The following is a 15,215-nucleotide window of genomic DNA, read 5'->3' as shown; positions in this document are numbered from 1 at the left end:
TCCGAGAGGTCGGCAAGCCGACGATTGAGCATGGCTTCTGCGGTCGAGACCAGCTGGACGACTGCGGCGTTTCCATCGGCAATCGCCGCGTCGATGGCTGGTAACAGACTGGGCAGCTTCATCGACAGAAGCAGCTGCGCGAAGAAGCGCTGCTTGGTTCCTTCGAAGATGGACAGCGCTGCGGATTTGGCGCCCGAGTTGAGCGTCCCGCCGGTTTCGCTATCGACGATCCTCGTGGCCTCCAGCGCTTCGCGCAGGTTGGCGTGGATGATCGCCCAGGCTTCAGCGTAGGCATCATAGACCGCGATCTGATCCTCGGTCAGGCGATGCTCGAGGATCTCGTATTCGACGCCGGCGAAGGACAATGCTCGCGCGGTGTAGAGGCCGAGCGACTTGAGGTCCCGGGCGACCAGCTCCATTGCTGCTATCCCGCCGTCACGAACGTCGGCCACGAAGGCCTCGCGATTGGCGAAGGCGGTCTCAGGTCCCCAAAGGCCAAGACGCGTCGCGTAGGCCAAATTGTTGACGTCGGACGCGCCGGTTGCCGAAGCGTAGAGCACCCGTGAGCGGGGCAAGAGGTTCTGCAGGCGCACGCCAGCGATACCCTGCTCAGAACCCTTTACCTTGCCCCGCGATCCTTCGCCGCCAGAAGCATTGGCCATGGCGTGCGCCTCGTCGAATACGATGACGCCGTCGAAGTCGTCCCCAGCCCAGGCGAGGATCTGGTCGAGGCGAGTCGCATCGTTTCGGCCCGAGCGCAGGGTCGGGTAGGTCACGAAGAGAATTCCCTCGCGCATGGCGATGGGCGTGCCGAGTTTCCAGGACGCAAGCGGCTGGATGTCGATCGGCAGGCCGCCAAGCGCAGCCCAGTCGCGCCGGGCATCTTCCAGTAGAGCCTCGTTCTTCGAGACCCAGATATGGCGTCGTTCCCCGCGCACCCAGCGATCGAGGATGACGCTCGCAACCTGGCGGCCCTTGCCGGCGCCCGTTCCATCACCAAGGAAATAGCCCTGCCGGTACGTTTGGCCTTCCGCAGATGCCTTGAGCGAACAACCCTTGTCCTCGGGCTCGAACCGGCCGGGAAGATCGCGCGCATGGGCGCTTGCCGCGTAGATCAGAGTCTCTGCCTGGGCAGCCGACAGCAGCCCTTTGGCAACCAGACCATTGGGCAGCTGCGGCACAGCTTCGGGCATCGGTGCGGCGATCGACCCCATGGCAACAGACTCGACGAGCTGCGTCGGATGCTCGGCCGCGCCATTGATCACAATCCTGCTCGGGCGATAGGGCAGATAGTGGCCGACCTGAGGGGCAAGCGGCGCAGGGGTTTCGAGCGACTGGTAGGTGAGCGACCCGATGGCGGAGGCTGGAGGCGTGATCCTGGCTGGTGTCGGCAGCGGCCTGCGCGGCACCGCCACCAGGCGAAACGGCGCACGAGCCGGAAGGCTCGATTGCTCGGTAACAGCCTCCAAGCTGGCGCGAGCCGGCAAAGCATCGACAAAATCGACCAGCTGGCGAAAGTCGTTTGTGCGGATAGTGACCGCCTCCGAGGAGCCTTCCACCTTGTCGAAGACCAACAGCCGCGTGGTGATGCCGGTGCCCTGCCTGACGAACGCGCGTTCGACGGCGGCATTGAGCCGCAGCGAGATCGGTCCCTTCAGCCCCGCCAGGCACTTCGCGCAGTCGAACCATTCAGGCATGATCGCGACAAGCCGCCCCCCGGACGCCAGACGGTTCCAGGCCGACCGCAGATGGCGCGAGCCAGTGCGACTATCGTGCCCTCGCTCAATGCCGTGGGAATAGGGAGGGTTCATCAAGACGACGCTCGGGATGATGGCTGGATCGAGCAGTTCGTCGATCAGCTCAGCGTCATGGCCGGTCACTCGGGCCGCACGGAACAAGGCGCTCAGGCAGTCGCGGCGAAGCGGCGAGATTTCGTTGAGAGCAAGGCGCGAGCCAGCCTTGGCCGCCCAGACCGCGAGCATTCCGGTTCCGGCCGAGGGTTCCAGGACGAGCTCGCCCGTGGCCAGGGCACACGCCCGGGCGGCAAGCCAGGCAATGCCCGGCGGTGTTGCGAACTGCTGCCATTCGATCTGCTCGTCGCTGCGATTGGTCTGGGTCGGCAGCACGGATTCCAACGCCGTAAACATCCGGTCGGCGTCGGCTGCCGAAGCGGCAAGGTCGATCTGTGGGGTGGCCTGCAGGAATTCAGTCTGAGCCAATTCCAAGGCGATATGCGCATCGCGCACCGACCAGCGCCCATCTGCGTCTGTGCCGCCGAAATGATCGGTCAGAAGCGTATGCAGTTGCCGACGCGTGATCGGTTCGCCGGATGCTAGGTTTGCGGCGATGGTGCGAGCAGCTAGCAGAACTAGCGGTTCAGATGGTGGGGGAAGCAAGAGAGCGGGAACAGAGCTGAGCATTTGGAACCTCCTGACGAAGCCCAGTCCACTGGCCGGGCTTCATCAGGCCAAAAGCCTTCTCCCCTCTCTTCACGTCAGGACTTGGACCGCAGCCACGCTTGCAAGGCGTCGTTCCAGTCTTTCCCGTGACCGCGCGGGCGACGCGTGACGATCGTTCGGTTCTCACAGGCGTAGGCGCTGCGCGCGCGTTCCTCGGCAATGTCGCCGCCTGCATCATGGTCGACGAACAGATGCAATTCGCTCACGCTTTCCGGGATCGACACGAGGCCAAAACGCTCATTGCCGAGCGAGGCCCAGCAAGGGATCTGGGTCAAGGCCTTGGCAGCGAGCGCGCTCTCGATACCTTCGGCAAGGCCGAGCCGCCCGTCGATAGGTTCGAAGAGGCGAACTGCGCCTGATGCCAAGCTCCCGAGTGCGCGCTTTGGGTTGGCGAAAGGTGGCACCGCGGGCCTCAGCGGGTTGAGAAACGTGCGGTGAATTCCGACCAGCCCATGATCCATCGTCACTGCCGCGATCAGAGCAGGCAAGTATTGCGTGTTCCCCTTCGGTCCGAGCGGGGTATGAGGGTGAAATCTGAGCGCGCGAGAGACGGCGCGGATGCCGCGGGCCTGGAGATAGGTTTTGGCGGGAGTACCGTCGATTGGCGTTGCTTCACGCCAAATTCGCTCTGCAAACGCATTGTATGCTGGCTTGCAGACATTGGCACTTGGCTCGACTTCGACCTTCCCAGCAAAGAAGCTCCCCGGCGAAACACCTCGAGCGGCAAGTGCAGTCAGCACCTGATGCTGGCTGCAGCCCGCGAAACAGTGAAAGAGGATCGCGCGTCGTCCCAAAGTTACGCTGAGCGAGGGCGTTCGATCATCGTGGGAGGGACATCGCGCCATGCCCTTGCAGCCGGACCAATACCCTCCCAGCTCCTCGCAAAGCTGCTTTGCTGCTGAAGCAAGGGACAAGCTGGGAGGACTGGATAACGCGTGGGACATGCGGGGCTCCTCAAGCTCTAAATACCGCCCCCTTGCGAGCGACCTCTCCTCCCTATCGCGCGCGTAATAGCACTTTCCTACACCTCTTTGTTCACCATACGTTCCGATTCGATTCGAGGCAATGCGACGAGATGGATGATGATCAGATTTGGAAGGATAGGGATGATCCTTATGAGCGTTTCCGCGGTGCAGGTTTCAGCCCAAGCAGACACGCCATCCTTCGCGATATTCGAACATCGACCGACCCCTGTAGAGCCTGAGGCTGTCAAGCCGGCCATCCCGGCACACGGTGAGATGAACTTGAGTCTGCGCAAGGCGGCGCTCGCGCCCTCGTTCCGCGAGGTGATCTATTTGGCGAATGTGCGGGAGGCAGAGCTTCGATATGGCCTACCCACTGGCTTGCTGCAGGCGTTGATCTGGACTGAATCGCGCTTCAATCCGATGGCGATCAGCCCCGCTGGCGCGGCGGGGCTGGCGCAGCTGATGCCAGGCACGGCTCGCTACCTCGGCATCACGAACCGGCATGATCCTGTTGCGAGCATTGATGGCGGGGCACGCTACTTGCGCGAGATGCTGGACAAGTTTGGGCAGATACATCTCGCCCTCGCTGCCTATAATGCTGGACCTGGAGCGGTTTCGCGAGCTGGTGGCATTCCCAGAAACAGCGAGACGCCCGACTATGTCCGCAGCGTGCTCGAACGATGGCAAGCAATTGGCTCGCGCATATGAAAGGCGTTCGTCTATGGATAAATGAAGAAGCGATTGCTTGAGTAGGGAAGGCCAAGTTTGATGGCTCGAAAAGAAGGTCGAGGCACAAAGGATGACAACGTCGTTCGCTTCGATTTCCGGGACAAACTGAAGAAGCAGCACGACAAGCGTCGGCGCAAGGATTGGATGTTTGGTCTAGGCGCATTCTCGATCGTCGTCGCTGCCGGGATGTTGGCATTGAGTTGGCCCGTGTCCGGTCTGACCTCGACCGCCCCGTCAGAACTCCCGCCTAAACTTTCGCTGATGGCCGGAAGCGCCTCACCGCGCTTCGAGCTTTGCGGAGTTACACGTCGGACCTGCGTCGTTGATGGAGATACCTTCTGGCTTGAGGGTGAGAAGATCAGGATCGCAGACATCGACACCCCCGAGATCAGCGAGCCCAAGTGCGATTCTGAGTATCAGCTTGGTATGAAGGCGACTTACCGGCTTCGCGACCTTTTGAACGAAGGCACTTTCGAGGTCAGGCCGATTGGAAACCGCGATGAAGACCGATTTGGACGTAAGCTTCGGGTCGTTGTTCGGGGCGGCCAATCACTTGGGGATCAGCTTGTGCGTGAGGGGCTGGCTCGCACATGGACCGGGCGTCGGGAACCGTGGTGCTGACAGTGACCGTGCCACTGACCGGTCAACATTTGTTGCAGGATTGATCGGCAGGATCCGACCAACTATCGCCGTTAACTCGCAGCGCTGGGAAGGTGCGGTTACGCGAAATACCGGTCACGTGTGGCGCCTCGCCTCTGATCGCTGGCGCCTTGGTTGAAAAGCTCGCCAGTGACAGGGAGATGACGAACCATTGCTATTGCCACCGCCTTCTTTCGTTTGTGCGCTAAGACGTTACATATCCCCCTGAATTCATGGGGGCATCATGGCAAACGCGCAATCAATCCAACTTCTGCTCAATGACGACAGCACGGATCACCGGACGGAGATTGGCGCGCTGTTCAGGAACGCACGGCGTTTCGAGTGCATGGTCGCGTTCGCAAAAATGTCGGGCTGGAAGGAAATGAAGGCATCGCTGGAAAAGGCGTTGTCCAAAGGCATGACAGCGCGGCTCGCGGTTGGCCTGGATTTTTATCACACTGATCCCGCGTTGCTTCGATCCCTCTTCCGGTTGAGCAAGAAGCACGATCTGGAATTATACCTCAGCAATTCCGAGAGTACGTTTCATCCCAAGATTTATGCCTTCGAGTACGACGATGAATGCAAGGTCGTCGTGGGATCGGCGAACTTCACACAAGGCGGACTGCTTCAAAATTATGAAGCGTCGGTTCTCATCGACGATGAGAGCGGCACGATGATGGAAAAGATCACAGAGCATTTCGATGACTTGACCGACAATGATGAGATTGTGCTGGCGACGAAGCCGCTGATTGACGATTATGCAAAAGATCATGCGATCAACGCTGCATGGGCCCGTTTTGCAAGGCGTCGCGCCACGCGCGCTGTTGATTCCGGCGAAGCGTCACTCGATGTCCTAGCCGGTTTCCTGCGAATGATGAAGCAAGGTGGCGCATCATCGCCGTTCAATGCTCAGATGGAAGTCAGACGGAACAATCTTGCGGTTGCGCCGACACAGCTTCGTTCCATCGCGGCGTGGAAGGGGAAAACAGCGCGTGGCTTCCTGACCGAATATGAGCATCTGATCGGGTCATTCCATTCGGGCGGCCTCGACCGCGCAAAGACGCGCATTACTGACAAGCGAGAGGATTTTGTCCGCGCGGTGGCGTCAATCATCGATCACGCTGATTTGTCGCCGCGTGATGCGTTCGCCACTCTCCACGCGGCGTTTGCGAACATCAAAGGTGCTGGGATCAATCTCCTTACCGAGATTTTGCACACGCTGGACAACACACGTTTCGCGGTAATGAATCAGAATGCGGTCGCGGGCCTGCGTCTCGCTGGCTACGATGGATTTCCGCTTCACCCATCGAAGGGAAGCCTGAGCCCCGACATCTATCAGCTTTATTGCGATCACGCGGACGCTGTGCGCAAGGCGCTCGGGCTTCGCGATTTCACCGAACTCGATGCACTATTTAACTACGTTTATTGGCATGAGGATCGGCCCGATGACGATGAAGGCGATGACCAGGACTGATCGGCTGCCGTTCTCCCCTGGCATAATTGGACGCCTCCGGTAGCGGCGGCGAATGGCAGTTTTGTCCCATGTTGCGGCGTTCTGATTCCGGCAGCGCGCGACCCAAAGCTGGTCGCCCACTCCGTCATCGGTGAACGTCTGGTCCTCGATCACACCGGACCCTCGGGCAACGCGAGAACGACTTCGTCGTTTTGAAACCATCCGGCTACGTTGCGCGCCTCGCGGCGCTCAGCGCATGGCAAGCCGAACACGATCCCCGCCACGAAGGGTTCAGTGCCGCCGTGATCGATGCAGTCGCGCGATTTTCCCCTAACGAGAGCGGGCATGCCTTTGGATTTGGGCCCGCGGATTTCCAGGAATTGATCCTGTTTATCGAAGAACTGCCGTGGTGATCCTGACGCACCGCATGTGATGCTCGGTGCGACGGAGATGCTATCTAATCAACTATGAAAGTGAGCGTGGAGCAGATTCGCGAGCGGCATGAGGCTGTAGAGGCCAGGCGCCGCCACTATGAGTGGAAGTCGGAGCAGCCTGGCCGCTTGGCTCTCCATGAGGTCTGGCGTCACGCGTATCTCGCGCGGCCCTACCTACTCGGGGCGCCAGAGGACCGGGTGGCTGAGCGCTTCTGCAACATCTTTATGAACGCCATGGAGGTCAGTCCGCAAGGCCAGATCACGATGGTCGCGATGTCGGAGACCGACGAATACATGCAGGTCTTCACCCATATGCTCGAGGAATACGGGGCAAGACGAAATGGCATGCCGCCTGACGAGGTGATCGGCAGGGCGCGTGCGCCGCTGCTCAAATATTTCGAGAAGGGGACGCCGGTCGGTGTAACGCTCTTTGAAGGCTACTCGACCCCGACAGGGCCTATCCTCGTCAAATATGGCAAGCGCCAGTTCCTCGAACCGATGTTTAAGCATGGCGAGATGAGGATCGCTAACGCGGGACTCTATAACGACGCAAACCTCCTCAGCGCTGTCCGCGACGACGAGACCAGCCGGACGTTCTTCATTCCCACTTGGCGGGAGCGGATGGAGAATCGGACGTATTTAGATGTCCAAGGGCACCGCTTTGAGTTCAACGACGACGACATCGTCCTGCCCCTCGTGTTCGATGACTATTTTCTCGTCAGCCTTTGCGAACACATCCACTATCGGATGCCGACGGACTTTGAGGCCGACGCGGCGATCGTGATCCACGATCCCATTCGTTTCAAGCAGCGGCTGATCTCTACCTTCCTCGCATCGAACCCGGACTACGAGCCGATGGAAGGCAGCGTGATCTATTACGATCCGTACCGAGATTATTCGAAGTTCAGGGTGCCCGAAATGGCGAAGCACTTCGGGTACGCCTACCAAAAGGAGGCACGGATTGTCTTCCGGCCAAAGCGCAGGCCGTCGGCTCCGTTGAAGCCCGTCTTTCTCTCGATTGGGCCAATGTTGGACTATGCCGACATGCTCACGCTTTGACCGTCGCCATGAGTCACCCCCGGTCGCGGCCGGCTAGGCTGATTGGTTGATCCAGAGTTGCTAGAGTTCGTCGAACATTGCGAGCAGATGAGCATGCCGGACCCGCTCAAGGACGGTGTCAAAAGTCTCGAAGGGTTCGCCCGCTGGAATATGGCGCTCGATCTGCAGGAACTGCGCACGAGCAGCGGGCCGTGAATCCGAGTTCAGATGCACCGCGTTCGCGAGTTGCTCAGCGCTTGCGCAGCCCTTGCGGACCACGCCGCTCAAAGTCTGCAAGACAATCGGCATGACAGGCTCTTTTCCAGCCGCCACGGCTCTTGCCGCGAGTATGCGTGCCGGCAGGCCGGCGACGAAGGCCAAGTCCGGAACAAGGCGAACCGCGAAGTGCCGCGCGGTCTCGCAGGTCTTGATAAGATGCTCCTTGGTTCCGATCGCCCGTTCGAGTTCGCAGAGCGGCTTTCCCGCCATCCATGCGGTCAGCAGCGGCCTGATCTGCGGCAAGGCGACCTTCGCCTTGGCGGCATTGCCGGCGATCGCACGATAGTCCTTCCCAAACAGCCCTTCGATGTCGTTGGGCCTGATCAGGTGCATCAACCAGGTCGGGTTGGCCTCGATCCAGTCAAACAACGTATTCATGCAGTCCGTGCTGTCACCGTCAAACGCCCCCGCCTCGATCAGCGCAGCCAGGCTGGCGACGACCTCATAGGGTAGCCCCGCGGAGGCAGCCACTCGCTCGAGCCAGTTCAGGTCCTGCTTCGGCGCCAGCTCGTCACGGCGCGCAAGCGCTGCGACGATGCGGCTTTCAATCCACTCGGCCTTGCCTTCCTGGCGCTTGCGGTACGCGGCGAAGGATCGACGGATCATGGCCTTGGCGGGTTCGTCGGGCGCATCCGACTCGCCGACTGGCAGTCGGGCAAGGAAATAGTCCTCATTGCCTTCGTGCGCCTGCATGTGGATGCGATCCAGCAGGCCGGTTATCGGGTCATCGATCTTCAAGCACTGGTCCGACTGCGAGAAGATGCTCTGGAGCGACATCCAGTGGCGATGGATCGTATTGTCATCATCATCGATGTTTATGATCTTGCTCGGCACCACCAGCACAAAGCCCTGGCCGCCTTCGCCCGCACGCCCGGCCCGGCCGGCGGCATTGAGCAGTTCGTGCGCGTCCAGCTGCTTGAACTTGTCGTCCGACACGTCCCAGCGGCTGTCGCCGGCGATCAGGACCACGTCACTCGGCAGGTTCATGCCCTGCGCCAGGGTCGAAGTGGCGAACAGGGCGTCGACACCGTCACGCCGCTTGAATAACGACTCGTGCAGCATGCGCTCGGGCTTAAGCAGCTGGCCGTGATGGCTGGTGGCGCTCCCATCAACCTGGCCGGAAGCGTCTAGCTTGAGATAGCAGTGCTGCGGCCCGCCCATCTCTTCCTCGACCAGCTTGCGCCAACCTTGCTCCTCCTCGGTGAGCACGACGCGACGCTTGGGCAGCAGGCTACGAAAATGCCGGACGGTGGATTCGGCGGCGATCGTACTCTGGACGAAGGTCAGGGTCTTTAGGCCGTCCTCGGCTGCTGCCGCGGCGATCGTACCCGCGACGATGTTGCCGTTCGGCGTCATATACCAGTCGCCGGATTTTTCTGACACGCCGGTCGCGAACGGCACCGCCTCGTCAAGCAGCGCCATCAGCGCATAGTCGTCGCGCTTGCGGGTCGCCCAGGTCTGCCGCAGGCAGAAAAAGGCAAAGGGCGCCGCATCGAGGCGGCTTGCGAGAGGCTTGGGCACGCCCTTAGTGGTCGCGGTGAGCTGTTCCGTGGCGAGCAGTTCGTTGAGCTCGGTGATGCGCGCGGCTTCATAGGCCACACAGCCGCGGGCCTGGCGGGTCGGCTTCCAAGCGAGGTCGAGCGGGAGGCAAGGGCGGCCGGTGAGCTCGGCCACCCAGCCGGCCATCTCTTCGGCGTTCTGCATCATCGCAGATACGAGCAACAGGTCGGCACCGGGCGCATAGCTAGTGAGATTTAGGATACACAGCATTGCGTCGATCGCCCGCCGGCTGCGGTCGGATTCGCGAGGATGAATGAGGTGGCACTCGTCGAACACCACGAGCGCGACCTGCGCGAATGCTTCCGGCTGTATCGACTGCAGCACGAGACAGCGCTCGGGCGTGGTGACGATTATCTCCGGAAGCTCGAGGACGTCGGAGAAGGTGATCTCGTCGTCGAGATCGCCGAGAACGGTATAGTCCTTAAACGCATTGCCAAGCGTGAAGGCGGTCTGGTCGACCAACGCCAGTGTCGGCGCGAGCACAACGACCTGTCCGCCGCCAAGCAGCGCCGCAGCGATCTTAAGTTCTGCCAGCGTCGACTTGCCTCCCCCGGTTGGGAAGCTGACCGCCGCCGAAACGCCTTTCGCGAGATAGCCCTTCTCCAGCGCCTCGCGGTGATTTCGCCAGAGATAGGGGCGCTTGCGCGCGGCCCGGCGAATGACCTGCCACCACGCGCTTGGGTCGATGCCATTCGGCGCAGGAACCCGGCAAAGTGCTGCTTCGGCCAGATCGCCCGACACCGCCAGCAGCAGCTTGGCGATGTGGAGCGGACCGGGAAAGGAACTGAAGACCTCGGGACCATCCTCTTCGAACACACCTTCAATCGGGGTGACGGAAAGGTCGCGCACCTGGGCGAAAATGCGGCGCGATTCCGGGATCGCATCCGCCGCGACGCCCTCGTGTGGTGGAACGAGCAGCTCACGCGCGAGCTGGATGACGCCCGCGTGCAGCCGGCGAAGAAGCGCTTCCACTGCGATACCGCTGGCGGTCGTATCAGACGGAGGATCGTAGAATTCGAAATTGTCTTCGTCGACCTCGCTTGTGATCACTTCGCGCAGACGGCCAGTAGCCAAGTCGGCGATCGCGGCGACCAGTCGACCTTCGGCGCTCAGGTCGCCGTCCGGACGCTTGAGCCGCTTGGCCATCTCGGCAGCGTCGCTCTGCGAGTCCGCGATCAAGAACAGCAGCGTCGCGCAGATGTCATGATCGGCATGGATAGCGTTAATGCTGGAAAAACACGGCTCGCCTTCGGCTACGACGGTCTCGGCCATGAGGCACAGCTGGTGTGCGGTGCCGGCCACGAATGCGGCCGAGGCGCGGTCGGCACGCTCCGGCGCAGTTGCGACGAGCAGCTCCTGCGCCGCCGCCAGACGGCGCATCTCCGAAAGCAGCTCAATAAAGGCTTCGCCGCGCTGCTCGACCGTTGCGGCACCTCGCAGCCGGACTCGCGCTGCGACGATTTCGGCGAAGGCATTGGTGAAGCGTTGGGGCAGCTCGGAAAAGTCGAGGTCGCCAAGTGGCGGTGCGCCCCTGATAAGGTCGATCGTGACAGGATCAAACATCGTCCCGCCATGCCTCGATTTGCTTGATCGCCTTAGCCGAAAAAGCTTTCATCCAGTCGCGCAGCTTCGGGATCGCAATGGTTTCCGCTTGGCGGCGACTCGCGAGCCCAGGCGCAACCTCGTCAAACCCCTTAAACAGTGCAGCTCGCGCGTCGTCATTGTCATGAGCTATGTCGGCTGTGACCGCGACACGAAAATGCCGGGCTTCCTCCCAGGCTATCCGTTCCACCGCACCGTCAATATCGAGTTCGGGAAATCGTTGCTGGTGGGCTTCGAGTAGGCCGCCAGCCTCCGGGATCAGTTCGTTCATGCGCAGTCCGCTTTCCAGATCTCGGATGCCTTTCCACACATCTCCAGCGATCGTGCTGCGCGGGTTCTCCGTCGCCTTGTCCTCGAAAATCACCACCGCTGAGACGGTCTGGCCGGACTCATCGAGTTTCAACTGGAAGCCATCAAAGCCCTTGTGCGCATGAATCATATGCGGCGCGCGGATCACCGCTCCGGCATCGGCACGGTGCGCCGCGATCCATGAGATCGCCTGGAAAACCCAGCCATCGCGATGATACGGGGGCTTATCCTTCGGCACGGTCAGCAGTTTGATCGCACCGGCCGCCGTGTCCGCGCGGGTGACAGGCGGCCGTTTGTCGATACCGGTCAGGATCGCTGCTACATGTCGCGTCTGCCCAAGCGCCAAGCGCGCGACCTTGCTGGCAAGATCGTCCTCGTCGGAAACGGTCCACCGCGAGCCGTGACAAAGAGTTCCATGCGATATCGGTATCAGCGTGAGAGGCATCGCGCCTCTGAAGACCCTAACCCGTCCATGGCCCCCTCCCAAGTGATGCCGAACACGGCCTTCGGAGAGATATACAGATCGGCGGCTCCAATGAGAACATATCTAAGCTCAAGCAGATCAAGTTGGATGCAATTGATCGCTAGAAGTGCGGGTTACACTCGGGGGCAGGTCGGTGCGGATGTCTGGTTTTGGCGAATGACCTGTCGTTGGCCTTGTGGCGGCGGAATGACTGGTAAGTCCCAGTTCCAGCTATACCCTACCGGTATTCGAAATCCTGGTCAGGCTCTTCCCACAAACGCGCCCTTGATGACCTTGCCGCCCTCCCGGATCGTATCGAGGTAGTCGCTCCACCACTGCGCCATGCGGACACGTTCCTCCCAGTGCTTGCCACGGTGATAGACGCCGCGGACTGCGTTGCTATCACCGTGAGCCAGTCCTCGTTCGATCGCGTCCGGATTCCAGAGGCCGCTTTCATTCAGCATGGTGGAAGCCGTAGCCCGAAGACCATGCGCGGTGACTTCGTCCTTCGTGAAACCCATCCGCCGGAAAGCGGCGTTCAAGGTGTTTTCGCTCATCGGGCGGACGGACGCGCGGGCTGACGGAAACACGTACCCTTCAGTGCCGACCATCTCGGCAAGTTCTTTGAGATACCCGACTACCTGTTTGGACAACGGCACGGCATGAGGGCGGCGCGCCTTCATCTTTCCCTCTGGGATGCGCCAGACGCCTTCTTCGAGGTCGATCTCTTTCCAATCGGCATGCCGCAGCTCGCCAGGGCGTACAAAGACATGGGGTGCAATGAGTAAGGCGTACCGGGTGATGAAGTTGCCAGTGTAGTCCTGGATCGCACGGAGCAGCCCACCAAGATCCTTCGGCTCAAGGATCGCTGCATAGTGCTTTGCCTTGGGCGTGATCAGCGCCCCGCGGAGCATCGTCGTCGGGTCGCCTTTGCAGCGCGTCGTGGCAACTCCATAGCGAAACACGCGGCTCGCAAAGGATCGGGTCTTTTTGGCGGTCTCGTGCTTGCCCTTCGCTTCGAGGCGCTTGAGGGGAGCCAGCACCTCGAACGGCTCAATCTCATCGATCGGACGGCTGCCGATGGCGGCCGTCAGCTGGTCGAGGAAGAAGTTGGCCTTGATGATGGTCGCATCCGCGCGACCGTTCTGCACCATCATCTCATCGATGTACTCGCGTGCCACCGCTTCGAATGTCTGGGCGGAAAGGAATTCCGAACGGATCTTCTGCTTGCGCTTCTCCATCGCCGGGTCACCGCCCGCCGCGACTTTGACCCGCGCCTCATAGGCCGCTTGGCGTGCGTCCTTGATATTGATTTCGGGATAGGAGCCGATCGAGAGCTTCTTTTCAACGGTGCCGATTCGATAGCGGAATCGCCAAAGTTTTCCGCCCGATGGAGACACCTCGATGTACAATCCGCGGTCGTCGGCGACCTTGTACGGTTTGTCCTTTGGCTTGAGTGCGCGAAGCCGGGTTTCGGTCAGAGGCATGGGCGGGCCTTTTCCCAATGTGGTTTTCGCAAAGGCCCGTAAAAGGCCCGCAAAAATGTGCGGAACCCCCGAGAAAAGGCGGGACGATCCGGCACGATCCAAGGGCCAATTCCCTTGGATTTCTGCGGGTTTAATACACTTGCTGGGTTCTTCTGAGAAGAACAAATGGTGCCCAGAAGAGGACTCGAACCTCCACGCCCTTGCGAGCGCCAGCACCTGAAGCTGGTGCGTCTACCAATTCCGCCATCTGGGCACGGTAGCAAGGGGCAAAAGGGCCGTCCCTGCCGGGTAGGAGGGCGCCACTAAGGCACCGGCTGCGGGGTGTCAACAGGGCAAATCCATCGAGTGCGCACTCTTTTTCGCCGGAGTCTGGCAACACATGCCGGTTGGGGGTGTTTCGCCATTGAAACCGCGCCTGCTGCTGTGGCAAAGGCGGCGCGACAGGTCCGGATTTCTCCGGGCGCACAGGCAGGATACGGGCACAATGGCAAGTGGCAGGACGCGCGATCTCGAAGGCAGGCTGGTTGCGCTGGTTGGCGGCAGCGGCTTCTTCGGCACGCACCTTGCGCAGGAACTGCTGTCGCGCGGGGCGCGGGTGCGGGTTTGCAGCCGTCACCCCGAACGAGCCTATCGCCTGAAGCCGCTGGGCTCGCTGGGGCAGACGCAGTTCGTCGCTGTCGACGTGCTCAAGCCGCAAACCCTGGCCAAGGCGCTGATCGGCGTCGATGCCGTCGTCAATCTCGTCGGGGCCTTTGCCGGCGATCTCGATTCGCTGCAGGGCAAGGGTGTTGCCCGCGTGGCCGAGGCCGCCGCTGCGGCCGGCGCCAGCGCCTTTGTTCACGTCTCAGCCCTGGGCGCGGATGCCGGGTCCGACGTGCCCTACGCCCGCACCAAGGCCGAAGGCGAAGCCGCTGTTTTCGGCGCCTTTCCGAACGCGACTGTGGTCCGTCCGTCGATCCTGTTCGGCGAGGACGACAACTTCCTCAACATGTTCGGCAACCTGATGGCCCGCCTGCCGGTGCTGCCGGTGTTCGGCCCCGCGGCCCGGCTGCAGCCGGTCTTCGTCGACGATGCCGCAGAAGCGGTGGGCAATGCCTTGGCCGACCCGCAGGCGCACGGCGGGAAGACCTACGAACTGGCCGGCCCCGAGGTCATCACCATGGGCGAGCTCAACCGCCGCATCGCCAAGGCCACTGGCCGGACGCCGGTGCTGGCCGAGCTGCCCGACGGCGTGTCGGCGGCGTTCGCGGCGCTGACCGGCTGGCTGCCGGGCGCGCCGATGAGCACGGCTCAGTGGAAGCTGCTCAAGGCCGGAAACTTTGCGACGGGTACCTTGCCGGGGATCGAAGGGCTTGGCGTGACGCCGCGCCCGCTCGGTCTGTTTCTCGACCGCTGGATGACTCGCTATCGCAAGTTCGGCCGCTTCGGGGTGCGGGCAAAGTCGGCTTGACCTGCGGCCCGGCTGCGCGAACCGTAAGCGGACCTGCCCCGAACCTACCGCTGACCTACCCCTAACCTGCCCCTCACCTTCAGGCGTTAACGTCGGCGTAGTGGCTGGGCGGCTGGATTACGTCCATCCGCTCTGCCAGCAGGGGGCGGAAGCTGGGCCGGCTCTTGAACACCGAGTACCAGCCGCGCGCCTGTTCGTGGCCCGACCAGTCGATTCCACCGAGGTAATCGGCCACCGAGATCTGCGCGGCGGCGGCAAGGTCGGCAAGGCTCATGGTAGAGCCCGCCAGCCACGGGCGGTTATCGATCAGGTAGTCGATGTAATAGAGGTGCTCGTCCGCCAGCCGCA

Annotated in this window: 12 protein-coding genes and 1 tRNA gene; 6 read left to right on the top strand and 7 right to left on the bottom strand. The window is 61.6% G+C overall.

The window, feature by feature from the left end; genetic code table 11:
- Together ACOVQ0_RS13595 and ACOVQ0_RS13590 are read right to left on the bottom strand one after the other, a co-directional pair.
- Positions 1-2,420 (bottom strand): strawberry notch-like NTP hydrolase domain-containing protein (locus ACOVQ0_RS13595; protein ID WP_421885331.1); only part of this gene is annotated, 2,420 nt, incomplete at its 3' end.
- 74 nt (positions 2,421-2,494) lie between these two features.
- The gene (locus tag ACOVQ0_RS13590) at positions 2,495-3,403 is read right to left on the bottom strand and encodes a DUF7146 domain-containing protein (protein WP_226019589.1); all 909 of its coding nucleotides are present in this window, start codon (positions 3,401-3,403) and stop codon (positions 2,495-2,497) included.
- Between the two features lie 171 nt (positions 3,404-3,574).
- Between ACOVQ0_RS13590 and ACOVQ0_RS13585 the strand changes: the two genes are divergently transcribed.
- From ACOVQ0_RS13585 to ACOVQ0_RS13565, 5 genes are all read left to right on the top strand, one after another.
- A complete protein-coding gene (locus tag ACOVQ0_RS13585) occupies positions 3,575-4,132 on the top strand; it encodes a lytic transglycosylase domain-containing protein (protein ID WP_370631727.1) in 558 nt (185 codons plus the stop codon).
- 60 nt (positions 4,133-4,192) lie between these two features.
- Positions 4,193-4,774: a thermonuclease family protein gene (locus ACOVQ0_RS13580; RefSeq protein WP_226019591.1), complete on the top strand. Its 582-nt coding sequence runs from the start codon at positions 4,193-4,195 to the stop codon at positions 4,772-4,774.
- Between the two features lie 262 nt (positions 4,775-5,036).
- Positions 5,037-6,266: a phospholipase D family protein gene (locus ACOVQ0_RS13575; protein WP_226019592.1), complete on the top strand. Its 1,230-nt coding sequence runs from the start codon at positions 5,037-5,039 to the stop codon at positions 6,264-6,266.
- Positions 6,267-6,457: 191 nt separating this feature from the next.
- The gene (locus tag ACOVQ0_RS13570; RefSeq protein WP_212597506.1) at positions 6,458-6,658 is read left to right on the top strand and encodes a hypothetical protein; all 201 of its coding nucleotides are present in this window, start codon (positions 6,458-6,460) and stop codon (positions 6,656-6,658) included.
- 66 nt (positions 6,659-6,724) lie between these two features.
- Positions 6,725-7,738 carry a hypothetical protein gene (locus ACOVQ0_RS13565; protein WP_421885328.1) on the top strand — a complete coding sequence of 338 codons (1,014 nt, stop codon included), beginning with the start codon at positions 6,725-6,727 and terminating at the stop codon, positions 7,736-7,738.
- A gap of 60 nt (positions 7,739-7,798) precedes the next feature.
- Here the strand turns inward: ACOVQ0_RS13565 and ACOVQ0_RS13560 are convergent, their stop codons facing one another.
- The 4 genes from ACOVQ0_RS13560 to ACOVQ0_RS13545 all read right to left on the bottom strand — a co-directional run bounded on the left by ACOVQ0_RS13560 (position 7,799) and on the right by ACOVQ0_RS13545 (position 13,670).
- Positions 7,799-11,119 carry a DEAD/DEAH box helicase gene (locus tag ACOVQ0_RS13560; protein ID WP_226019779.1) on the bottom strand — a complete coding sequence of 1,107 codons (3,321 nt, stop codon included), beginning with the start codon at positions 11,117-11,119 and terminating at the stop codon, positions 7,799-7,801.
- Entirely contained in the window at positions 11,112-11,912 is an 801-nt protein-coding gene (locus ACOVQ0_RS13555) for a hypothetical protein (RefSeq protein ID WP_007683848.1), read from the bottom strand. The genes ACOVQ0_RS13560 and ACOVQ0_RS13555 overlap by 8 nt, the downstream gene beginning before the upstream one ends.
- A 278-nt stretch (positions 11,913-12,190) precedes the next feature.
- Positions 12,191-13,417, bottom strand: coding sequence for a tyrosine-type recombinase/integrase (locus ACOVQ0_RS13550; RefSeq protein WP_287213238.1), 1,227 nt, complete (start codon positions 13,415-13,417; stop codon positions 12,191-12,193).
- Between the two features lie 166 nt (positions 13,418-13,583).
- A tRNA-Leu gene (locus tag ACOVQ0_RS13545) sits at positions 13,584-13,670 on the bottom strand.
- Positions 13,671-13,901: 231 nt separating this feature from the next.
- Here ACOVQ0_RS13545 and ACOVQ0_RS13540 point away from each other — a divergent pair.
- Positions 13,902-14,867, top strand: a complete 966-nt coding sequence (locus ACOVQ0_RS13540; RefSeq protein ID WP_084278547.1) for a complex I NDUFA9 subunit family protein — start codon at positions 13,902-13,904, stop codon at positions 14,865-14,867.
- 79 nt (positions 14,868-14,946) lie between these two features.
- Here ACOVQ0_RS13540 and ACOVQ0_RS13535 read toward each other — a convergent pair.
- The coding region (locus tag ACOVQ0_RS13535; protein WP_421885322.1) for a glutathione S-transferase family protein at positions 14,947-15,215 on the bottom strand (269 nt) is incomplete at its 5' end.

Source organism: Novosphingobium sp. (genome assembly GCF_049240505.1).
Taxonomy (GTDB): Bacteria; Pseudomonadota; Alphaproteobacteria; order Sphingomonadales; family Sphingomonadaceae; genus Novosphingobium.
This window is presented reverse-complemented; position numbering and strand designations above follow the sequence as displayed.